17 protein-coding genes, 1 tRNA gene and 1 CRISPR repeat array (1 of these 19 only partly in view) are annotated in these 22,809 nt (G+C 26.0%); of the genes, 5 read left to right on the top strand and 13 right to left on the bottom strand.

Annotation, left to right across the window (positions count from 1 at the left end):
- Positions 1-48 precede the first annotated feature (48 nt).
- The 6 genes from CAQ16704_RS03635 to CAQ16704_RS03610 all read right to left on the bottom strand — a co-directional run bounded on the left by CAQ16704_RS03635 (position 49) and on the right by CAQ16704_RS03610 (position 6,547).
- A complete protein-coding gene (locus CAQ16704_RS03635; protein ID WP_039666914.1) occupies positions 49-606 on the bottom strand; it encodes a 2-oxoglutarate:acceptor oxidoreductase, gamma subunit in 558 nt (185 codons plus the stop codon).
- Positions 603-1,448, bottom strand: a complete 846-nt coding sequence (locus CAQ16704_RS03630) for a 2-oxoglutarate ferredoxin oxidoreductase subunit beta (RefSeq protein ID WP_039666913.1) — start codon at positions 1,446-1,448, stop codon at positions 603-605. The genes CAQ16704_RS03635 and CAQ16704_RS03630 overlap by 4 nt, the downstream gene beginning before the upstream one ends.
- A complete protein-coding gene (locus CAQ16704_RS03625) occupies positions 1,449-2,573 on the bottom strand; it encodes a 2-oxoglutarate synthase subunit alpha (RefSeq protein ID WP_039666912.1) in 1,125 nt (374 codons plus the stop codon).
- Positions 2,574-2,581: 8 nt separating this feature from the next.
- On the bottom strand, positions 2,582-2,890 hold the full coding sequence (locus CAQ16704_RS03620; RefSeq protein WP_039666911.1) for a 2-oxoglutarate:acceptor oxidoreductase, delta subunit: 309 nt from the start codon (positions 2,888-2,890) through the stop codon (positions 2,582-2,584).
- A gap of 171 nt (positions 2,891-3,061) precedes the next feature.
- Complete coding sequence (locus CAQ16704_RS03615) at positions 3,062-3,958, bottom strand: malate dehydrogenase (RefSeq protein WP_039666910.1); 897 nt, start codon at positions 3,956-3,958, stop codon at positions 3,062-3,064.
- Between the two features lie 18 nt (positions 3,959-3,976).
- Positions 3,977-6,547 (bottom strand): YhdP family protein, encoded by a 2,571-nt coding sequence (locus tag CAQ16704_RS03610; RefSeq protein ID WP_039666909.1) that lies wholly within the window; start codon positions 6,545-6,547, stop codon positions 3,977-3,979.
- Here CAQ16704_RS03610 and mltG point away from each other — a divergent pair.
- Complete coding sequence (mltG, locus tag CAQ16704_RS03605) at positions 6,465-7,418, top strand: endolytic transglycosylase MltG (RefSeq protein ID WP_052244989.1); 954 nt, start codon at positions 6,465-6,467, stop codon at positions 7,416-7,418. The two genes, CAQ16704_RS03610 and mltG, sit on opposite strands and share 83 nt — an antisense overlap.
- Here mltG and CAQ16704_RS03600 read toward each other — a convergent pair whose 3' ends face one another.
- Positions 7,419-9,944 (bottom strand): DNA translocase FtsK, encoded by a 2,526-nt coding sequence (locus tag CAQ16704_RS03600; protein WP_442856709.1) that lies wholly within the window; start codon positions 9,942-9,944, stop codon positions 7,419-7,421.
- Positions 9,945-10,298: 354 nt separating this feature from the next.
- Positions 10,299-12,533: a flagellar hook-associated protein FlgL gene (gene flgL, locus CAQ16704_RS03595; RefSeq protein ID WP_039666906.1), complete on the bottom strand. Its 2,235-nt coding sequence runs from the start codon at positions 12,531-12,533 to the stop codon at positions 10,299-10,301.
- Positions 12,534-12,662: 129 nt separating this feature from the next.
- Between flgL and CAQ16704_RS03590 the strand changes: the two genes are divergently transcribed.
- Positions 12,663-12,749: transfer RNA gene (locus tag CAQ16704_RS03590), tRNA-Leu, on the top strand.
- Between the two features lie 336 nt (positions 12,750-13,085).
- On the opposite strand, the gene CAQ16704_RS03585 is transcribed toward CAQ16704_RS03590, so the two are convergent.
- The 5 genes from CAQ16704_RS03585 to CAQ16704_RS08255 all read right to left on the bottom strand — a co-directional run bounded on the left by CAQ16704_RS03585 (position 13,086) and on the right by CAQ16704_RS08255 (position 17,218).
- Positions 13,086-13,274 carry a hypothetical protein gene (locus CAQ16704_RS03585; RefSeq protein WP_039666905.1) on the bottom strand — a complete coding sequence of 63 codons (189 nt, stop codon included), beginning with the start codon at positions 13,272-13,274 and terminating at the stop codon, positions 13,086-13,088.
- 120 nt (positions 13,275-13,394) lie between these two features.
- Positions 13,395-13,586 (bottom strand): hypothetical protein, encoded by a 192-nt coding sequence (locus CAQ16704_RS08460; RefSeq protein WP_235361659.1) that lies wholly within the window; start codon positions 13,584-13,586, stop codon positions 13,395-13,397.
- Between the two features lie 389 nt (positions 13,587-13,975).
- Entirely contained in the window at positions 13,976-14,164 is a 189-nt protein-coding gene (locus tag CAQ16704_RS08300) for a hypothetical protein (RefSeq protein ID WP_162473453.1), read from the bottom strand.
- 274 nt (positions 14,165-14,438) lie between these two features.
- A complete protein-coding gene (gene traN / locus CAQ16704_RS03575; RefSeq protein ID WP_082020051.1) occupies positions 14,439-15,080 on the bottom strand; it encodes a conjugal transfer protein TraN in 642 nt (213 codons plus the stop codon).
- A gap of 1,991 nt (positions 15,081-17,071) precedes the next feature.
- Positions 17,072-17,218 (bottom strand): hypothetical protein, encoded by a 147-nt coding sequence (locus CAQ16704_RS08255; protein ID WP_158336266.1) that lies wholly within the window; start codon positions 17,216-17,218, stop codon positions 17,072-17,074.
- Positions 17,219-17,444: 226 nt separating this feature from the next.
- Between CAQ16704_RS08255 and cas9 the strand changes: the two genes are divergently transcribed.
- The 3 genes from cas9 to cas2 are packed head-to-tail and all read left to right on the top strand — an operon-like array spanning position 17,445 to position 21,733.
- Positions 17,445-20,432 (top strand): type II CRISPR RNA-guided endonuclease Cas9, encoded by a 2,988-nt coding sequence (gene cas9, locus CAQ16704_RS03570; RefSeq protein ID WP_039666904.1) that lies wholly within the window; start codon positions 17,445-17,447, stop codon positions 20,430-20,432.
- On the top strand, positions 20,422-21,321 hold the full coding sequence (gene cas1 / locus CAQ16704_RS03565; RefSeq protein ID WP_039666903.1) for a type II CRISPR-associated endonuclease Cas1: 900 nt from the start codon (positions 20,422-20,424) through the stop codon (positions 21,319-21,321). The genes cas9 and cas1 overlap by 11 nt, the downstream gene beginning before the upstream one ends.
- Entirely contained in the window at positions 21,308-21,733 is a 426-nt protein-coding gene (gene cas2, locus CAQ16704_RS03560; protein ID WP_039666902.1) for a CRISPR-associated endonuclease Cas2, read from the top strand. Before cas1 ends, cas2 begins: the two co-directional genes overlap by 14 nt.
- A 147-nt stretch (positions 21,734-21,880) precedes the next feature.
- Positions 21,881-22,809: direct repeats of the CRISPR family, unit length 36 nt; unit sequence ATTTTATCATAAAGAAATTTAAAAAGAGACTAAAAC (it continues 1,218 nt past the right edge of the window).

The following is a 22,809-nucleotide window of genomic DNA, read 5'->3' as shown; positions in this document are numbered from 1 at the left end:
ACGATAATTTAATAAATATTGTTTTATAAGGGAAAGTTTCTTGAAAAATCAAGAAACTACTTGTGATTTTTTAGCGTATTCTATACCTAAATCAAAAGCTTTTGCATTAGCTTCTTTAGTTTTTGCAGGTACCATATCCAGCATAGTTTGTTTTAATGCTTCTATATCTATGCATTTACTCATATAAGCAGCTATAGCCAATGCTACAACAGATTGTGTAGCTACATTTCCTACTTCATCTTTAGCTATATTAATAATAGGAATTTCATAAATTTTCCAATTTTCATAATCATCCTTACTAGGATGAACTAAGTTTGGCTCTATGACTATAACCCCACTTTTCATAACACCATCTTTAAAACTTTTATAACCTTTGTCTGCAGTTGAAAGCATAAAGCTCACTTCTCCTTCTACTGCATAAGGAAAAAATATTTCATTTTCATCTATGATTATATCAACTTTAGTTGGTCCACCTCTAACTTGAGAAGTATATGTTGAAGCTTTAAAAGCATTACGTCCTTCTTTAATAGCAGCTTTAGCTAGAATTTCACCTGCTGTGATTACTCCTTGACCACCTTCACCGCAAAATCTTAATTGGTATTTCATTTTAGTGCTCCTAAATCAACCATTCTTTTTTCTTTTAAAGCTCTTCTAACCTCTTCATAAGCTTCGCAATATTCTACTTTACTTCCATCTTGATATAAAATTCCTGTAGGGAATTTATCCATTCTTTGCTCATAGTCTAATTGCTCAAATTTGGTCTTTTCAACACAACGATTCTTTATCCATTCAAGTATACTTACTGCTTCACCCATTTTATTTTTTCTACCCAAATTTATATGACAATTAGAAAATACATCAACAAAACTATAACCTTTGTGTGCTAAAGCTTTATAGATAATATTTTCAAGTTTGTTTGCTTCTATCACATTCGTTCTTGCCACAAAAGAAGCTCCAGCTGCTTTTGTTAATTCACAAGCATCAAAATTTGGATCTATATTTCCAGCTTGAGCCGTTACTGTGTAAAAGCCTTGTGGAGTTGTTGGTGAAGTTTGTGAGTTTGTAAGACCATAAATAAAATTATTAATTAAAATATGAGTCAAATCTATATTTCTTCTACATCCATGAATAGTATGATTTCCACCTATTGCTAAAGTATCCCCATCACCGCTTACTACAATTACATGTTTTTTAGGATTTGCTAGTTTTATACCAGTTGCATAAGCTATTGCTCTACCATGAGTTGTATGAACTGTGTTACAATTTACATAAGAACTCATTCTACCACTACAACCTATACCAGAAACTACACAAACATCATCCATATTCCAACCTATTTTTTGTATAGCCCTAATAATAGCTTTTAAAACAACACCATCTCCGCAACCCCAACACCATTGAGTTGGAAGTTTATCTACTCTTAAATATTCATCATAATCAAAAGCCATTTATATATTCTCCTTTACTTTAGCAATAATCTCACTAGGTGTTATAGGACGACCATTTGCACGGTGTAAACTAATAAAATCATCTCTTTTACTTACTCTTTGAATTTCTTCTAAATACTGCCCCATATTAAGCTCACTTACCATAACTTTTTCAAATTTAGATACAACTTGAGCTATTTTTTTCTCTGCCACTGGATATAAAGTAATAGGTCTAAAAAGCCCTACTTTTAAACCTTCTTCTCTAAGTCTTAAAATAGCTTCTTTAGCCGATCTTGCAACACTACCATAAGCTATGATTAAAAACTGCGCATCTTCAAGCATAAATTCTTCCCAAGTGCAAATTTCATCTGTGTTATTTTTAATTTTTCCAAATAATCTTTTAATATTCTTATCAACTATTTCACCATCTTCTGTAGGAAAACCTATATCTCCATGATGAAGTCCTGTAATATGATAGCGATAGCCTTCAAAGAAAGGATTAAGTATAGCAGCTTCATTTTCTCCTGCTGCATAAGGCTTATAATCTTTTTTATCTCCATTAAATTTTTTACGATTAATTATCTTTAGCTCATCTATTTTAGGTAATTTTGCCTTACCATTCATATGCCCTATGGTTTCATCTAAAAGTAAAAATACTGGGGTCATATATTTTTCAGCTAGATTAAACGCTCTAATAGTTTCACTATATGCTTCTTCTAATGAAGCAGGAGCTAAAGCAATGCTTGCATAATCTCCGTGTGTTGGTGCTTTTGCTTGAAATAAATCACCTTGAGCAACTCTTGTTGGAAGTCCAGTTGAAGGACCACCTCTCATAACATTTACTATAACAAGTGGAATTTCTGCAATAAATGCAAGACCTATTTGTTCAGCCTTTAAAGAAATTCCAGGACCACTACTTGCAGTCATTGATTTAACCCCACTCATAGAAGCACCTATTGCAACGCTAATACCAGAAATTTCATCTTCCATTTGTATAAAAGTTCCATCATTTTTTGGTAATAAATGGCTCAATTCATGTGCAATTTCAGAGCTTGGGGTAATAGGATAACCACCAAAAAATTTACAACCACAATCAATTGCTGCTTTTGCTACTAAATTATTGCCTGTTGATATAACTTCTCTCATTATTTTTCCTATACGTTTAATTTTTTATATTTATTTTCTTTAATAGCCAAAGCTCTCTCTTTAGCTTCTGGAGTAAGTTTTGCAAATTTAAACTCATCTCTTTTAGCAACAAAAATTGCAAAATCAGGACAATGCACTTCACACTCACTACATCCTATACAGGAATTAGGATGAACTACTTCTATCATTTGTCCCAAAACTGCACTTATTTCATCTCTCATTGCCAAAACCCCAGCTGGACAATAACTCACACAAATATTACATGCTTTACATCTTGTTTCATCTACCCAAACTGGTGTATTATTCGGAGCAATCATTAATCTTCCTTTCTCTCAGTAACTTATGAATAAAATTTTTATAAAACACTCTAACAACAAACTTTTTATTATATCCAAAATATAAAATGATAAAATAATATTCAAAATATAAAGAAAAAGAATATAAGTTTTATAACACAAAGTAACATTAGGAGTTATAAACTCCTAAATTTATTTATATTTATATTGCATAAGTGATTTTTCTAGAGCAAGTTGCTCTTTATCATCTAATTTTAATTCTAAGGTTTCTACAACACCATCAAGATTAATTCTAGCCATTACCCCAAAAGCTTTATCTTTTATACCATACTCTCCATTTAGTATAACACTGATTGGTAAAAATTCTCCGCTTTTTATTGATTCTATCATTCTTACACAAGCACTTGCTGGAGCTAAATAAGCTGAAGTTTTTAAATATTTAATTACCTTAGCTCCACCTGTTTTAACATCTTGCTCTATATTTTCAATATCTTGCTCATTTAAAATTTCATTTAAAGTTTTATTTGAAATTTTTGATTGTGATTTTACCAAAACCATACTATCATTATGAAAACCTATAAGCTTACTATCAACAATAGATGTTTTGATATTTAATCTTTTAGCAATTTCATATTTAAATCTTGCATTATCTAAAACTCCAGCCATAGCAATTATTTTTTTAGAAGAAAAAAGCTCACTTTCATATAAAGCATTGAGTAAAAAATCTACTGGATTACTTACTATGATAAATAAAGGATTATTACTAAAATTTTTAATTGACTTTGCACAATCTAACATAATTTTTGAATTTATAGCAAATAATTCATCTCTACTTTGTCCTTCTTTTCTAGCAACACCTGCACTAAAAATCACTATATCACTATCTTTAGTATGTTCATAATCATTCGAACAAGTAATTTTTATGGCAAAATTAAAAGCAGCAATACTTTGAGTTAATTCTAATTCTTTGGCTAATAATAAATCTTCATTTATATCAATTAAAACAAGCTCATCTACAAGTTCTCTTAAAATCAAAGCATAAGCCACACTAGATCCAACATTTCCTGCACCAATAATTGTAATTTTCATTTTCACTCCTAATAATAATTATTTGATTAAATTCGTTGGCAACTCAAATATATTTTTTATCAAATGATAAGGAAGTTGTAATCCTTGAGTTATAAGTTGAGTTTTAAATTCAGGATTATCCACAAAACCAGTTAATTTAATTTGTGTGCTAATTTGTCTATCTTTACCTAAAATAATTTGATTTATAATTGGAACTTTAGAAATTACAGAACTCGCAGATTTAAGCGTTCTAAGTTCTAACAATCCATCAATTTGATTGTTTCGCAAATTAATTTTTATCTGCCCTAAAACATCAGCACTATCGCCATTAAAATTAAGAGCATCTATATCAAATAAATCTTTTTTTCTATTAAAGCTAATGCCTGCGTTTTCTACACTAAAGCCTTTTTCATTAAATGTTGGAGCTTTAAACAAAAGCAAACTAGGAATAGTATCTATAAAACTTAAAAGTTGTTGATGGAACTTTAAATCTTTTAAATAAGTATCCTTAAATAAAAATTTACCTTTGAAAAAATCAGTGCTATTTCCATCTATATAAAGGTTAAATTCGCCATTTTCAAAGATATTTTCTCTCATAAATGTGTTTAAAAAATCATCATCCATTTTTAAGGCTCTAACTTGAAATTGATTTTCGTTGAGAAAAAAATCAAATTTAGATTCACTTCTATTCGCCCATGCTTGGACATTTCCATTGTAGATTTTTGCATTAAATTGATCAAAATCTAAAGTTTTATTAAAATCTTTTAAAATTAAGTCTATATTCTTAGCATCAATATTATAGTTTGAATTTTCAAAATTATATAAAGTATTCTTTGTATCTTGCTGAGAAATTAATAAATTTAAATTATGTAAAGTTATATTAACATCATTATTATCTTTTTGTGCAAAAATATTTCCACTTAAACTCGTAAGATTAAAATCACTTCCTTTAATTTTTATATTAAAACTATCATACTCATAAGGATTGTTATCTTTATAAAGTAAAAATGAATCAAAAGTTGTATTATTTAAATCTACATTAAAATTATAAAAATCATTGGTGCTTAAAAATAACTCTCCATCGTATATTTTATTTTCTTGCATAAATTTAGAATAGTCTTTAAATTTGGAAAGTTTATTAACATAAATATCCATGCCTTGATTAAAATTTAATGTGGTGATAAATTCTTTATTATATACACTTGTATTTTGTTCAAAATCTAACTCTAGATCTAAAATTTTATCTTCAAGCTTTAAGCTATCTTGAGGTAAAACAATCTTGCTGATATAAGTTTTTAATTTTCCTTTTTTTTGTTTTAAATTAATACTTGCATTTGTATCACCACTAATTAACTCACTTTGTACTTTAACATTTTTTATCTCTAATTTATCTTTTTTCAAATCTACATCAGCTTGAATTATTTTAAAATCTCTTATATTTATACTAGAATTAACTATATTAAATTTACCCTCATAAGAAATTTTTTCAGGTTCATCAAAAGGAATTTTTAAAATCAAATCAGTTTTAGTTACACCATTGTTTTGCAAAAAAGGTAGATATATGTCATATAATTGCAAAATCCTATAGACTCTATAATCTGCCCTAGCATTATCACTTTTTATATGAATATAAATTCCTGCCTTTTCATTTAGCATATTATCAATATAAATTTTGCTTTGTGTTAAATCATAATCATTAAATTGTAATTCATCATAAGAAAAATCAAGTCTTTGTTTGGAAAAGTCAAGCTTTACAAAAGAACTAACAATAGGGTCTATATCTTTATCTAGAATGATTTTTAAATTTCTAACATATCCCTTTGCTTTAATATCATTTAAATAATACCTATGTTTTCCAAAATCAATAAAACCACTAAGTTTCTCAATAAAATAAAAATCTGCCTTAACTTTTCCACCTACCCAAAGATCTAAATTTTTTGGAAGTTTTATTCCACTTTCAATTAAAATATTAAAAATTTTAGATATATTATCAGTACTGATATTTTCTAACTCATAAGCAACTTCCTTTCTTTTAAGCGACAAGTTAACATTACTTTTCAAAAAATCACTATCAACTTTTCCTTTAAAATTATAAAATTTAGTTTGAGGGTTTATTATTAAAAAACCCATGATACTTAAATTATAATCTTTTAAAAAAAACTCATTAATAGTTATTTGTATTTTTTTACTATCTGCTTGTAAATTAAGTTTTACATTTAAATCTTTACCATCAACAAAGAACAAATTATCTTTGTAAATGAATTCAATTGGATAATCATTTACAAAAAATTTTTCAGCATTAAATTCTTGGAAAAACCAATAAAGATATTTTATATCTTTTATTAATTTAAAAGCTTTATTTAAACTACTATCGCTTTGTATATTTTCATCTTTGGAAATAACAGTGATTTTTTTTGCATTTAAAATAAGTTTTTTATCTAATTTAATATATAATTTTTCAAAATTAACAGAAAAAAATTCTAATTTTTCTATGTAAATTCCATTTTTAAGGTAAATAAACAAAGCAATGAAAAGTATTATAGGTATAATTAAAAATTTAAGAATTTTTTTAATAAGTTGTGATTTAATTTTAATCTTTCTTTTATCCATTTTTTATTATCTTCTTTTGCCCATACAAACTAATTCTGTAGTATTTATACCACAAGGTTCTATTGGTAAGATTATAACGCAATTAGATAAAAATAATTATAAAATGAGTACTATTGATAAATATACTTTATACTTTTTAGGTCATCCACAATCTGGTTGGATAAATATAGGCACAAAAGAGCTAAATAGGGCTGAATTTTTACATAAACTTACAATAGCAAAGGCAGCACTTGAAACCATCACTTTAATCCCTGGTGAAACTACAGAAATTTTTTTTGAAGAACTTGCTCCTAAACTTAATTTAAATCCTAAGATTTTAATACAAGAATTTAACAAGCAAAGTCCTTTTAAAGAAGGTATGCTTTTTCCTGAAACTTATAAAATTCCAAAAGGTATTACAGAAGAATTATTAATTAAATATCTTTTAGCATATTCTACAAGTGAATTTAAAAAATTTTCGTATAAAATTTTTAGAGAATATAATGAAAAAAAATGGTATGAATATATCATCATAGCATCCATTATCCAAAAAGAAGCAGCCAGCAACGAAGAAATGCCTATAGTTTCATCGGTAATTAGAAATCGTTTAAAAAAAGGAATGAAACTTCAAATGGATGGGACACTAAATTACGGAAAATATTCTCATGAAAAAATTACCCCACAAAGAATAAAATCAGACAATAGCTCATATAATACTTATAAATTTAATGGTATACCAAATGAAGCAGTATGTAATGTATCTTTTGAAGCAATTAAAGCGGCGATTTTTCCTGCAAAAACTGATTATTTATACTTTGTAAGAGATAAAAAAACAAACAAACATATTTTTACCTCCACTTTAAAAGATCATAACAAGGCTATAAGAAATTAATTATAAAATTTCTCTTTGCCCTTTTGCATCAGGCTCACTCAAAATACCTGTTTGTGAAAGTTGTTCTATAATATTTGCAGCACGGTTATAGCCTATTTTTAATCGTCTTTGTAAATAAGAAATACTTGTTTTTTTATCTTCTAAAATCACAGCCTTGGCTTCTTCGTAAAGCTCATCTAAATCACTATCATTAAATTCGCTTTTTCTATAAACACTATCTTGATTATCATCTTTTAAAAAGCTTTCATCATATTCTACCACTTGCTGAGCTTTTAAAAACTCTACTATATTTTCTATTTCACTCTCACTTGCAAAAGGCGCATGCAAACGCACAAGTCCACTTACTCCAGGAGGGGTAAATAAACAATCTCCACGCCCTAATAAGCTTTCAGCACCCATAGAATCTAATATAACCTTAGAATCTATCTTTTGTCCTACTTTATAAGAAATTCTACTTGGTAAATTTGCTTTTACAACTCCAGTAACCACATCCACTGAAGGGCGTTGTGTAGCTACGATTAAGTGAATTCCACTAGCTCTTGCCATTTGAGCCAAACGACCTATATAAAACTCCACATCTTTGCCTGCAGTCATCATTAAATCAGCTAATTCATCAATAATCACTACAATAAATGGTAAGATTTCTCCACCTTGTTCTTTGATTTTTTCATTGTAATTTTCTATATTTTTAGTTTTTGCTTCAGCCATCAAACGATACCTTCGCTCCATTTCAGCTACCATATTTGATAAAGCATTTACAGCCTTTTTAGGATCTGTGATAACTGGAGTAAGTAAATGCGGTATATCATTATAAATACTAAATTCAAGCATTTTAGGATCTATCATCATAAGTCTTAAAGTTTTTGGCGAATTTCTATAAAGCAAAGATAAAAGCATAGAATTAATTCCCACACTTTTACCACTTCCTGTAGTTCCTGCTATCAAAAGATGAGGAAGTTTCTTAAGATCAGTTACAAAAGGATCACCTACTATATCTTTACCCAAGGCTATGGTTAATGGCGAACTTGAATTTTTAAACACTTCACTTTCTAAAATTTCTCTTAAATAAATAGTATTGATTTTTTCATTTGGCACTTCTATACCTACTACATCTTTTCCTGGGATTGGAGCTTGAATTCTTATTGTTTGAGCCTTTAAAGCCATTGCCAAATCATCTTGTAAAGATAAAATCTTACTCACTTTAACATCAGCTGCTGGACGAAATTCAAAAGTAGTTACAACGGGTCCTGTGTAAGTTCTTACTACATCTCCACCTATCTTAAAACGTCTTAACTTTTCAAGTAAATCATAAATTTTTCTATCGATTTCCTCTTCATCAATTTCACTTTTATCTTCTTTTGACATAGTTAGAAAGTCCAAAGGAGGTAAAGAAAAATCTTTTGGTTTTTCAAAATTTCCAAAATCAAGATCTTTTAATAAAGCTTTATTTTCACTTACTTCATTGGTGATAGAATGATGAATTTTACCTTCAAAATCTTCCACTAAAGGTTTTTGAATATTATCATCTAAAATATCATATATGGCTGTGTTTTGTATTTTTTCTACTACAAAAGAACTTTCAGAGGATTTTTTGCTTCTTAATTCTTCTATGCTTATAGGTTTAGTAAATTCATCTTCACTAAAATCCAATTCTTTTGTTTCATTTTGCGGGATAAAATCTTCATCTTTAAAGTCTTTAACCCCTAAAAAACTTGTTTTATCTTGAATTTTTTTAAATTCAACTTCTTTTTGAGCCTCAATAGCATTTAATTCTTCAATTTTTTTAAAATCTTCGCTTAATTCTTCTAAAATTTTTTCTTTTTGCAAAGCTTTATATTCTTCTAACAACTTCGCTTTTTGCAACATCTGTTCACGCTCTTTAAGTTCTTTAGCAAATAAAAAATTTTCTTCTATTTCTTGTTCTTTTTCTTCATTTAAATCTATATTACGTCTTTTATAACTTGGTTCATCTAAATTCTTGCTTATTAAAGTTTGAGTATAAATATCTTCACTTTTGTTTTTATATTTTGATAAATACTCTTCAGGGGTCATTTTATTTTCCTTTGTATTTATTTTACTTGCTTTTTGAGCAAAATTTGCAATAGGTTCTGAAAGTTCATAGATATAACTTGTCCCTAATTTTTTATCTTCTTCGTTAATTGTCACTTCTTCTAATTCTTGATTTTTTAAATCTTCAAGATTAAATTTTTTATTTTCTTGTGTTTCTTGTTTTAATAATTCGTTTGACTCTTTATCTTTTTCTATTTTTTCTTTGATTAAAAGTTCTTGTTTAAGTTTTTCTTGTTCTTCCTTTGTTTCATTTTCATACTTATCGCCACCAAAGAAACCAAATATTTTGTTTTTCATTAAAGTTTCAAGTTTTAAATAAAAATCAAAATCTAATTCTATTTTAAAAATTTCTTTTATCACTTGTGGAAAAGAAATACTAAAAGCAAAAACTAAAAGTAAGATTACCAAAATCAAACTTCCTATTTTTCCAAAAAAATCATTTAACACAACAAACATAGCCGATGCTATATAACCTTTATCTTGCAAAAACATTGATGCAAAAACAAATGAAGCAAAAATACAAGTAAATACAGCTACAACAAATCTACGCTCTATAACCTCTAAATTATAATTATTTTTATACAAAAGATAATTAAACCAAAAAAAGATAAAAGGATAAACTTTAGTCAAAGAACCAAATAAGAAATAACTAAGCTTTGCTAAAAAATACCCTATAATGCTTACTAAAGCTTGTTCGGGTATTAAAGCACATAGGCAAAAATAAAAAATTGAAATATTTAAAATTACAAAAATAGCTTCTTTTTTTATAACACATCCTTTATAAAAGAAAAAAGCTATTATATCAAAAAATTATAAGTAGTTTAATAAACTAATCTGAGAAATTTTAGAAGTGGCTGAAAGCATAGCTTGATAAGAAATCATAGTTTGCATAAATTGCATATATGTTTGTCCATAATCAGCATCAGTTACTCCACTTTTAATAGAAGCTACATTAACATTTAAGAAAGTCATTCTTTTATTAGTCTCTTCTATGGTATTAGTATATGAACCTATGGTTGTATGCATTTTTCTTACATGATCTTGTAAATGATCTATTCTTTCTAATGCACCTTGCAATCCTGTATTTCTAGGATCTTTACCTTCAGAATCAGCTCTCATATTGCCATTTAAAACAGCATCAATCATTTCATCTAAATCTTTAATCAAATCAACATTTGGATCATCTATTGTTAGTGAATTATTTGCACTAAATACAAAGCCAGAACCACTATTTACTTGACCTCCAGTCGTAGGAAAACCTGCATTTGAATTAGAATCTTTAATAGTTAATCCTATATTGGTATTTGTTGAAAATTTATCACTAATAGTAATACGCCCTTTATAATCCATACTTACTTCTATAAAATCCTTAGAATCAGAAATATTTGTTTGAATGGTTTGGAAATCACTATTACTAATAGTACCACCAGTACCTACAGATATACTTGCAGTTGGTGCTTTATCAGCCGCAAACATACTAATAATATCATTTAACTGTCCATAAGTGATATCTTCAGGTCTTGTCTGTACGCCCGATGAAGTTCCAGTTGCTTCGTTATACTGAGAATGTATTATTGGAAAATTTATATTTGCTCCAGTTGCCGGATCAACATAACTGACCATAGAATTTCCAAGATCAATTTCTACTTTATAGTTTTGACCACTTTTTGAAGTGATATTCATTTCAAGCTTTTGACCATTCATACTTCCATTTGCATTAGCTATAACTTCACTTAATTTTGTACTTTCTGTAGCATATTCGCTGGTACCTTTAATAATTTGCGAAACATTTCCAAATACTTTATTTCCATCTTTTTCAAAAGGCACATCAAAATCACCTCCATTAGTCCTGTTGCCATTAATACTGCTTTTTATAAAATCTGTTGTATGAATATTCATAGTGAAATTTTGTCCATTAACTGTAACAGTGACTGGATTTACAGCATTATTTAAATTTCCACCATGAGTTGCTTGCATAATACGATCAGCTAACTGATCCATTGTAATACCTTCAGCTGCAGCTGCAGCACTTAAATCTTTAATTTCTTCTGCATCCTGAAGTTGTGGAGTCATAGCAACAGCGTGAAAATCTAAAGAGCTATTTCCTTCTTTTAAATTTTTTATTTCAATCTGCCCACTATCATTCATAGTAACATCTACAACTTTATTGCCAGCGGTATTGCCATATAATTTTCCTATATTCTCTAAGACATCACCTATTTTATCTTCAGGACCTATATTCAAAGTAGCTTTAAAACTGGTTCCATCAGGTCTAACACCTTGAATATACATAGATGAACTTGGGAAAGGTAATTTACTATCTATATAATCAAAATCTTTATCAGGATCTAAAGGACCATGTTGAACATAATTTTGTCCTATTAAATAAGAAAATTTAGAATTTTCATCTAAATATTTTTTTTGTTCAGGATTTTTCATAACATCATAACGATTATCTATAAAAGATACATTAGTAGAAATAAGCTTATTCTCATTAGAATCGGGCTTAAAGAATAAATCCCAACCTGGTATATTATATGGTATTTGCGTACCAGCTCCACTTACAACAAAAATATTATCTTTATTGCCAGTATAATTTCCATATTTATCAAAAGGTTTAGTAGCTGTATTTGATCCAGCAAATAAATATTGCCCATTTATACTAGTATTAGCAATATTTACTATAGATTCTTTTATAAGTTTTAATTCTTTAGCTATTGCTTCTCTTGAAGTTTGTGAATTCCCATCACTAGATGCTTTTACCAAAAGAGTTTTAAATTTTTCTAAAAGCTCTGTAATATTTTTTAAAGCTGTATCTGTATTTTTAGCCATTTCTTGTGCTGCTTTAGTTCCCTCTATAATTTGACCTATATTAGCCATCTCATATTCTAACCTTGAACCATTAATATAGATATTTGCATTTTCCCAAGAATGCTGAATAATTTGTCCTGTTTGTAATTGCAAATTATACTTGTTAAGTAAAGATTGCCCATCTGTGTAATTTTTTATTGAAGTATAAAAAGTGTACTGATTACTAATTCTCATTTTTTTGCTCCACAAGTTATTTATTTTTAGATTTTATAAGCAAAAAAAGTTCCAATATAAAACTATTCTTAATGCATTCATATTTATATTATTTTAAAAAAATATATATTATAATTCAAAATTTATAAAGCCTGAGTGGTGAAACTGGTAGACGCGCCAGACTCAAAATCTGGTAAGGGCAACCTTGTGTCGGTTCGAGTCCGACCTCAGGCACCATTTGTTTTTTACTCTCAAGTGTTATTTTTTAACAAATTATATTTAAAATCTCAAAAATAGAGTTTTTATATTTTCAAAAATAGCTTTTTGTATATTATATAAATATAAATAACCATAATAACAATTTATTTTACATCTAAATTATATATTAGGTATAAATCTTTTTCATAGATAAAACTGATTATACTATGTGAGTTATTATCATACTTTATAATATTTTCTAAAGCTTTGAAAATCACTAGGAACTTTGATAATCAAATTTTCATTTTTAAGTTTTAATTTCTTAAATGATAGGTTTTATTGTCATAGTAAAAACTTTGGTTTAAAAATATTTTTTTAAAAATGCATAGTCTTTATAGAAAAAGCTTCTTGATAAATTTTATTTAAATTTATATCTAGATTAATATAAACCTTTATATCACTCAAGGTTATTGATTTAATATCATCATAAAAAACTTCATCTTGTGAATTTGGGTTTACAAAACCTTGTTTTAAAAGCATATATCTACTAAAACCCAGTTGCATTCAATTGCATTACCCAAATTCTTTAAAAATAGCCTTTATAAAAACACGATATTTTCTAAAGCAATTGCAAAGTTTTTATTTTGATTAACAAATCACACACTTACTACTTTCTACTTTCCCCTACTTCAATCTCGCATTCATAATCATATTAGATAAAAAGATATTATCTTTATCAAAGCCTTTTAAGTTATATTCTAGTTTTAAGTATCTTTTTTGTATATCTTGTATTAAAGTTGAAAGATTGTATAAACTTAAACTTTCTAATATATTTATAAGCTCTATTTTGCTTAAAGTATTAAAATCATTTAACAAGCTAAGATAATTACTTATAATAGAAGAAGAATTGATATTATGAAATACAATTTTATTTTTTATATCTTCTTTAATAAAAAATTGATTATTTTTTATATAAAAATAATCTTTAAGATGATTATTACTTAATATTTGATTATAAAAACCTGAAAGATTTTCTTTATTGTTTAAGTCTATAAAATTTAAAAATATATTTTCTTTTGATAATACTTCTTGTAATTCTTTTAAGTTTTTAAAAGATTGATTGATACTAGAAGTATTTTTTAAAGCATAAATGATATTTTCATCTTTAGAAATTTTTCTATTAATATTATATTGTAATAAAGTGTTTTTATAAAGTGTATCACTATTGATTAAGATATTAATATAAAAAGATTTCTTTACTTTTCTTAGTTAATCGAAGCAAAGATAAAAGCGTAGAAAAGATAAAACATCTTTTGTGACTTATAAAATTCATTTACTACTTCACCATAACCCCAAGTAAAGATGATATGATCATCATCTATATTTGTAGCACCAAATAATAAAGAAGGTGCAAAAAATAAAACACTAAAGAATAAAATATAAAATCTTTTCATCAGTTGTATTAAAGAAGTTAAAAGTTTGTTTGGTATAATTGTATTAAGGGTGCAACGCCAAAGGGGCGCAACCCTTTAGCGTTAATTTACCGCCCAGAAGGGAGGTGAGCTTAATGCTAATAAAAATTATCCTTATAATTATACTCTTAACGCTTTGCTATGTCAAGGCTTATTGAGTATCCCCTGCTTTTGCAGGGTTTAGGATAATCCCTTTGGCTTACCAAACAAACTTTTAACTAAACTTTATCTCCTTTCTTTTAGTTTTATTTTCTTTTTAATTAGCAGGTTTTCTTGTTAAATTCTCAAGATTGCTTTCAATCTTTTCTTGTATTTTTATAGAATCAGCTTGTATCTTATCTACATCAATACTTCCAACAATATCAGCAATAAATTCACTTAAATCTATTTCGCTAAAGTCTAACTTTTGAAATTCTTCTGGAGTAAATCCTCTACAATCAGGACTCTTTGGAGAACCCCACCCTCTTTTAATTTGTGGGCGTCCTTGCTCATTAAATATTCTTGCTAATTTTGAATTAAAACAACAATGTGTTTTTTTATGCTGAATACAACCTATAAATTTAATTTTTTTAGAGCAATATTCACCTATTTCAACACATCTATTTTGCTTATTGAGTTTTGCTAACTTTTTTTCATCTTCTTTACAAGGTACAAGCCCTATAAATACTTTATCTTTATCACAGCAACCACCACCAGTTAAGCCAAAAAATTTGTCTTTAGAGCGACATCTATTATCTTTTCCATTAAAGATAAAAATTTGTCCTCCACAAGAACCATCATCTTCCCAGCCATTGTTGTTTGCGTCATTAATACCAACTTGAGTATCCTCATCTTCAATATCGCTAGCACCTTCTATAAAATACAATCCCAAAATCAAAATAGTTATTATTTTAAGCATACAATATTTCTACTAGCTTCTAAAACTGTCTAAAGCATAGTATTCATATTTTATTTTACCAGTATAAACATAGTATAATGTAGAATTTATAAATATTAGAAAAAAATTTAAATAGTAATGGTTTTAAAAAATGTTTATAGCATTGAAAAAAATAGCTAAAATTATATCAAGTGGGGGGGGGTTAAATCTTTAAAATGAAATTTAACCATACAAATTATTGAATTTTAAAAAGTATATGTTATTGAGATATTTAATTTTTAAAGTATGGATACTTAGGGGTTTGATTAATAAATCATATGGCGACCTCGGGCACCATTATATTTCAAAGTGTTTTCTAAAATTTTTAAAAAACTCAGGGAGCAGTTTTTTTCTTAAAAATTAATTTTAACACTCTATATTCTAAAATAATACAATTTATCATTATAATCCAAAAAAGAAATTGACTTTTATAAAAATATTTAAAAAAGAATAAAATAGAAAATACATTCTACTTTTTTACATTCAATTGCTAATTCATTCTCTATTTCTTTTTTTATTAAAAGAAAACAGTATAAAACTAAATACATTAAATTTTTTATTTTATTCATAAGGCTTTAAAAATAGTTAAACCATTAAAACATATGAAATTTTATAATTATTAGTATTGGTAAAATAATGGTTTCTAAACTTTTTCGGTTTTTTGCTTTTAGGGTTAAGAAAATATTATTTTACATATATCTTAATCTTTTTATCGAAAATATAAAAAAAATTATTTTAATTTAAAATTATTATAAAATTATTTTACTTAGTATTTTTAACTAGTGATTAGCCAAAGCTATGATCTTTTTTATTGTTAAATTTCAAAGAAATAATTATGATTAATCTTGATGTTATAATTAAAATTAATTTAACACTATTATTCTTATTTTATAAAAAAACTAAAAATTTATTTTAGTTGGATCACTAGCTTAAAAATACTCTCATTTTTTCTTAAAATATATCTTCATTTTTTTAAAGTTATGAAAAAATATCCAAAAAATCAAAGTTAATTTTTTTCTTAAAAAAATAAAAATCACACCCTTTATTTTGATAAAAAATCTAGTAAAAAATGGAAATTTTAAGCCGTATTTTAAAGCTTTGTTTTTTGGGTTTTAGAGGTTAAAATTCATCAAAAATAGCCCATTTTTTAAAATAATCATTACTCCATGCTAAGTAGATATGCCATTTTCGTTACCTTTAATGCAAAAAAGTATATATTTCGTATATTTTGGTAAATTTTTTGTGATTTTTGTATGATAAAATATCGAAAATTGTTGTTAAAAAAGGTAAAAACACCCATGATAAAAAACATTTTTTCTAAAAAACTATATCTGCTGATAATCCTAAAAATGAGATAAAACTAGATGAAACTCCTACGCAAAACAAAAGTGATAGATTAGAAAAAATAATTCACACTTGGGTAGTAAATTGCACTAAATATTCTTTAAAAAATCCTTATGATACAAGACGCATTAACAGAAAAAATGGCTGTATCAAATTTGTCTTAAGTGTCTTTGAGAAAACTAAAAACAAAAATGCTTTAATTGGCATTAGCTCTTCACTTTACGATAAATATAAAAATATCTATAAATCAAAACTTGCTAGAGTAAAACACTCAAGCAAAATAAAAAGCTTACAAGAAAAATATCCTGATTTAGATATTATCAATGCTTACAAATACGCCATATTAAGCAATAAATGTGCTTTATTAAATGAAGATATTGAAGATTTTGAAAATATTATAAAGATTTTATTACAATTAAATACCGCCAAATATAAACAAAAACAAGCCTAAAATCAAAAATCTACTATAAAGTAATATCAATATAGCATTAAATAATTAAAATCTATTTATGAGCTTGTTTTGTTAGATTATGTTAAGGAAGTGGTGTTTTAGTTATTATTTGTGTAATTTTGGCAAGATCAAACGGATCTTACTTGCCGTGATGATAGTACATTATAGCGAATTTATTTTAAAAATCTACATAGCATATCCATCCATAGCATTTAGTACTTTTTACTATCTTTTTTAAAGCATATTGTAATAGAGTTTTATAATTTAAAGCTAAATGTAGTAAGATAGTATTATAAGCTACTAACCACTTAGCCATTTCTTGCATTAAATTCTTTAAGATCTGTAAAAAAATAAATCTTTATAATAATTAGAAATCTTTCTTTTAAACTTCTATTTTCTTTCAAATTTACTTCATTGCAAATTTATTGTTTATCTTTTATTGAAATGTCTTCTCACAAAAATAAGAATGATTTCATTTTGTTTTTAGTATTTTTTTACATTAATTTTTGTAAATTTATAATAAAACATAAATGCTTATTTAGGATCAAAAGATGAAAGTTATAGGCTTTGATATAGGAATTAATTCCATAGGTTGGGCTTTTGTAGAAAACGATGAGTTAAAAGATTGTGGGGTTAGGATATTTACAAAAGCTGAAAATCCGAAAAACAAGGAATCTTTAGCCTTGCCTAGACGCAATGCAAGAAGTTCTAGAAAACGCCTTAAAAGAAGAAAATTAAGATTAATCGCTATGAAACATATTCTTGCTAAAGAATTAAATTTAAATTATAAAGATTATATAGCAAACGATGGAGAATTACCTAAAGCTTATGAAGGAAAATTAATAAGTCCTTATGAATTAAGATATAAAGCTTTAAATCAAAAATTAGAAGCTAAAGATTTAGTAAGAGTGATTTTGCATATAGCAAAACATCGTGGTTACATGAACAAAAACGACAAAAAATCAAACGACGCCGAAAAAGGAAAAATTTTAAGTGCTTTAAAAAATAATGCTTTAAAATTAGAAAAATATCAAAGCGTTGGAGAATATTTTTATAAAGAATTTTTCCAAAAATATAAAGAAAATACTAAAGATTTCATTAAAATTCGTAATATCAAAGATAATTATAATAATTGTGTTTTAGCAAGTGATTTGGAAAAAGAATTAAAGTTAATCTTAGAAAAACAAAAAGAATTTGGTTATAGTTATAGTAATGACTTTATCGAAGAAGTTATACAAGTTGCATTTTTTCAAAGACCATTAAAAGATTTTTCACACTTGGTAGGAACTTGTACTTTTTTTGAGGAAGAAAAGCGAGCTTGTAAAAATTCATATAGTGCTTGGGAATTTGTAGCTTTAACTAAGATTGTCAATGAATTAAAAAGCTTAGAAAAAATAAGTGGAGAGCTTATATCAACACAAACAATAAATGAAATTTTAAATTATATTTTAGACAAAGGAAGTATTACTTATAAAAAATTTAGATCTTATATCAATCTATATGAAAGCATTAAATTTAAAAGTCTTAAATATGATAAAGATAATGCAGAAAGTGCAAAATTAATTGACTTTAGAAAGTTAGTAGAATTTAAAAAAGCTTTAGGGGAACACTATTTTAACAGGCAAGAACTAGATCAAATATCTACATATATTACTTTAATAAAAGATAATGTCAAGCTAAAAACTGCTTTAGAAAAATATAATTTAAGCAATGAACAAATCAATAATTTACTAGAAATTGAATTTAACGATCATATTAATCTTAGTTTTAAAGCACTTAGCATGATACTTCCTTTAATGAAAGAAGGAAAAAAATATGATGAAGCGTGTGAAATTGCAAATTTAAAACCAAAAACAACTAATCAAAAGCAAGATTTCCTTCCAGCTTTTTGCAATAGTATATTCGTGCATGAGCTTAGCAATCCTATTGTTAATAGAGCTATAAGTGAGTATAGAAAAGTTTTAAATGCCTTGCTTAAAAAATATGGCAAAGTACACAAAATTCATTTAGAATTAGCAAGAGATATAGGACTTAGTAAGAAAGCAAGAGAAAAAATAGAAAAAGAACAAAAAGAAAATCAAGCAATCAATACATGGGCTTTAAACGAATGTGAGAATATGGGGATTAAAGCAAATGCCAAAAATATTTTAAAATTAAAACTATGGAAGGAACAAAAAGAAATTTGTATTTATAGTGGCAAGAAAATATCCATAGAACATTTAAAAGATGAAAAAGCTTTAGAAGTTGATCATATATATCCTTACTCAAGAAGTTTTGATGATTCATATATGAATAAGGTTTTAGTTTTTACTAAAGAAAATCAAGAAAAACTCAATAAAACACCTTTTGAAGCTTTTGGAAAAAATATTGAAAAATGGAATAAAATTCAAACATTAGCACAAATTCTTCCTTATAAAAAGAAGAATAAAATTTTAGATGAAAATTTTAAAGATAATCAACAACAAGATTTTATTAGTAGAAATTTAAATGATACAAGATATATTGCAACTTTAATAGCTAAATACACAAAAGAATATTTAAATTTTTTACCTTTAAATGAAAATGAAAATATAAATTTAAAAAGTGGAGAAAAAGGAAGTAAAATCCACATTCAAACTGTCAATGGTATGCTTACTTCAGTTTTAAGACACACTTGGGGTTTTGATAAAAAAGATAGAAATAATCATCTTCACCATGCACTTGATGCTATTATAGTTGCTTATAGCACAAATTCACTTATAAAAGCTTTTTCGGATTTTAAAAAAAATCAAGAACTTTTAAAAGCAAAGCTTTATGCTAAAGAACTTACAAATGATAATTATATACATCAAGCTAAATTTTTTGAACCTTTTGAAGGATTTAGAGAAAAAATTTTAAATAAAATTGATGAAATATTTGTTTCAAAACCACCTAGAAAAAGAGCAAGAGGTGCTTTACATAAAGAAACTTTTTATTCTGAAAAAAAAATGATTAAAAAATATAATTCTAAAGAAGGTTTAAATATAGCATTAGATTGTGGAAAAATAAGGAAAATAGGCACAAAATATGTTGAAAATGATACTATGGTAAGGGTTGATATCTTTAAAAAGCAAAACAAATTTTATGCCATACCTATTTATACTATGGATTTTGCTTTAGGAATTTTACCAAATAAAATAGTAGTTATTGGCAAAGATAAAAATAACAATCCAAAACAATGGCAAGAAATAGATGAAAGTTATGAATTTTGTTTTTCATTATATAAAAATGATTTGATTTTGTTGCAAAAAAAAGATATGCAAGAAGCTGAATTTGCTTACTATAATGGTTTTGATATAGATAGTTCTCGTATAAATATTAAAAAACACGATAATAAATTTGAAAATTTAACATCTAATCAAAAATTATTATTTACAAATAAAGAAAAAAACAGAACAGGAATTCAAAATTTAAAAATATTTGAAAAATATATTGTAACTCCACTTGGAAACAAAATAAAAGCAGATTTTCAACCAAGACAAAATATTTCTTTAAAATCAAGTAAAAAAAATGGCTTATGATGAAGCTTTTAAAAGTGTATTGATTGCAAATCAAGCAAAACTAAGCTTTGAATTAAATCATCTTGTAATAAAACAAGATGATAAAGAGGTTAGAATTTTTCTAAAAGATATTAATTTTATTATATTAGAGTCTTTACAAGTAAGTATTACTTCTAGCTTACTTAGTGCTTTAGCTAAATATAAAATTATACTTTTAACTTGTGATGAATATCACAATATAAATGGAATTTTTTCTCCATTTTTAGGACATTTTATAAGTGCAAAAGTGGCTAAAAGACAAATTAAAGTAAGTTTGCAAAGAAAAGCAATTTTATGGCAAAAAATTATTAAAAACAAAATTTTAAATCAAGCTTATGTTTTAAAAATTACAAATCATCCCAAAGAAGCTAAAGAACTTTTAAATATGGCTAAAAATGTAAATTTAAATGACTCTAAAAACTTAGAATCAACTGCAGCTGCTTTATATTTTAAAACTTTATTTGGTAAAGATTTTGCAAGAAATGATATATGTTTTATAAATTCAGGATTAAATTATGGTTATGCTATTATAAGGTCGCTTATAGTTAGGGCTGTTTGTATAAGTGGGCTTTTACCATGGCAAGGAATAAAGCATGATAATATTTACAATGATTTTAATCTTTGTGATGATTTGATAGAAGTTTTTAGACCATTAATTGATTTGAGTGTATTTAAACTAAAAGATATAAAAGATAGTGAATTTTTAGATAAAGAAACAAAACAAAAGTTAATTGGTATTTTGCAAGAAGAAGTTATTCTTGCAAATAAAATTTTTCCTTTAAATAGAGCTATAAATTTTTATGTGCAAAATTTTAAAAATGCTTTATTAGAAAATGATGAACTTATGATGGTATTTTATGATAGAAGATAAATTTATGAGAGTTTTATTGATGTTTGATGTTCCTACTAAAAGCAAAAAGGAACAAAAAAATGCGAGTAAATTTAGAACTTCATTAATAAAACTTGGATTTTTTATGATGCAATTTAGTGTATATGTAAAAATTTGCAAAGGATTAACTTCGGCAAAAACAACGATAAAATCTATAGAAAAAATTTTACCACCTTATGGAAATATAAGAGTTTTGACCATAACAGAAAAACAGTTTGATAATATGCAAATTCTTTTAGGTGGGGTTTCTTTTAATGAAAAAATGAATGATGATAAAAATCTAGTTTTATTTGAATATGATGAAAAAAGTAAAGAATTTAAGTATGGCAATGAAAAAATAAGCAAAGAAAAGAAAAAAACTAAGTTTATACAACCTAGTTTGTTTGAATTTTAATGGTTTTAAAGGGATTGCAACCCTGCGTGGATGACCAAAAACCACTTATTTTAGTCTCTTTTTAAATTTCTTTAGTAAAAATTATATCATAATTTTAGATATTTTTTTCATAAAAAGTATCTATTTTTCTTTGTTTGATAAAAGTGGATTTTATCATAAAGAAATTTAAAAAGAGACTAAAACGATGAATTCGGATATATTAAAACTAGTGGTATTTTATCATAAAGAAATTTAAAAAGAGACTAAAACAAAATAATACTAATAAAATCTAATCAAGATATTTTATCATAAAGAAATTTAAAAAGAGACTAAAACCTAATAATACTAACAAAGCTTGAAAGTCTTATTTTATCATAAAGAAATTTAAAAAGAGACTAAAACTTAATGGATTAATTAATAAAAGAGTTTTAATTTTATCATAAAGAAATTTAAAAAGAGACTAAAACTGGTTTAGACACCACAACTCACGTTGGTGAATTTTATCATAAAGAAATTTAAAAAGAGACTAAAACAAAATAGTTTCATCTCTTGTAGATGAAATTATTTTATCATAAAGAAATTTAAAAAGAGACTAAAACGCTCAAAAGCTCGCTCATTCCAAAAATTATATTTTATCATAAAGAAATTTAAAAAGAGACTAAAACCTACAATCAAAAGGAACTTCAACAGGTGTAATTTTATCATAAAGAAATTTAAAAAGAGACTAAAACACAAAGCCCGTCGTCTAAATTTACGACGAAATTTTATCATAAAGAAATTTAAAAAGAGACTAAAACTATACTTTGACTATATTATCACTATCATTTATTTTATCATAAAGAAATTTAAAAAGAGACTAAAACTTTAAAATACCATAAACCTTAAATTTATTAATTTTATCATAAAGAAATTTAAAAAGAGACTAAAACCGAGGATGCTCTTTATCATATATTAGCTCTATTTTATCATAAAGAAATTTAAAAAGAGACTAAAACCATAATATGCACTAATTATATTACAAACTAGATTTTATCATAAAGAAATTTAAAAAGAGACTAAAACCAAGCTATGGAAAAGTCTTTGGTTGATAGTATTTT

It is taken from the genome of Campylobacter sp. RM16704 (genome assembly GCF_000816245.1).
Classification (GTDB): domain Bacteria; phylum Campylobacterota; class Campylobacteria; order Campylobacterales; family Campylobacteraceae; genus Campylobacter_D.
Note: the sequence above shows the minus strand (reverse complement) of the source record. Positions and strands in the feature narration are given on the sequence as shown.

Coding starts and splice junctions, on each gene's coding strand:
- CAQ16704_RS03635 (WP_039666914.1), bottom strand. CDS start 606: ATGAAATACCAATTAAGATTTTGCGGTGAAGGTGGTCAAGGAGTAATC.
- CAQ16704_RS03630 (WP_039666913.1), bottom strand. CDS start 1,448: ATGGCTTTTGATTATGATGAATATTTAAGAGTAGATAAACTTCCAACT.
- CAQ16704_RS03625 (WP_039666912.1), bottom strand. CDS start 2,573: ATGAGAGAAGTTATATCAACAGGCAATAATTTAGTAGCAAAAGCAGCA.
- CAQ16704_RS03620 (WP_039666911.1), bottom strand. CDS start 2,890: ATGATTGCTCCGAATAATACACCAGTTTGGGTAGATGAAACAAGATGT.
- CAQ16704_RS03615 (WP_039666910.1), bottom strand. CDS start 3,958: ATGAAAATTACAATTATTGGTGCAGGAAATGTTGGATCTAGTGTGGCT.
- mltG (WP_052244989.1), top strand. CDS start 6,465: ATGAAAAGTATTATAGGTATAATTAAAAATTTAAGAATTTTTTTAATA.
- CAQ16704_RS03610 (WP_039666909.1), bottom strand. CDS start 6,547: ATGGATAAAAGAAAGATTAAAATTAAATCACAACTTATTAAAAAAATT.
- CAQ16704_RS03600 (WP_442856709.1), bottom strand. CDS start 9,944: ATGTTTGTTGTGTTAAATGATTTTTTTGGAAAAATAGGAAGTTTGATT.
- flgL (WP_039666906.1), bottom strand. CDS start 12,533: ATGAGAATTAGTAATCAGTACACTTTTTATACTTCAATAAAAAATTAC.
- CAQ16704_RS03585 (WP_039666905.1), bottom strand. CDS start 13,274: ATGCAACTGGGTTTTAGTAGATATATGCTTTTAAAACAAGGTTTTGTA.
- CAQ16704_RS08300 (WP_162473453.1), bottom strand. CDS start 14,164: ATGAAAAGATTTTATATTTTATTCTTTAGTGTTTTATTTTTTGCACCT.
- traN (WP_082020051.1), bottom strand. CDS start 15,080: ATGCTTAAAATAATAACTATTTTGATTTTGGGATTGTATTTTATAGAA.
- CAQ16704_RS08255 (WP_158336266.1), bottom strand. CDS start 17,218: ATGCAAGAAATGGCTAAGTGGTTAGTAGCTTATAATACTATCTTACTA.
- cas9 (WP_039666904.1), top strand. CDS start 17,445: ATGAAAGTTATAGGCTTTGATATAGGAATTAATTCCATAGGTTGGGCT.
- cas1 (WP_039666903.1), top strand. CDS start 20,422: ATGGCTTATGATGAAGCTTTTAAAAGTGTATTGATTGCAAATCAAGCA.
- cas2 (WP_039666902.1), top strand. CDS start 21,308: ATGATAGAAGATAAATTTATGAGAGTTTTATTGATGTTTGATGTTCCT.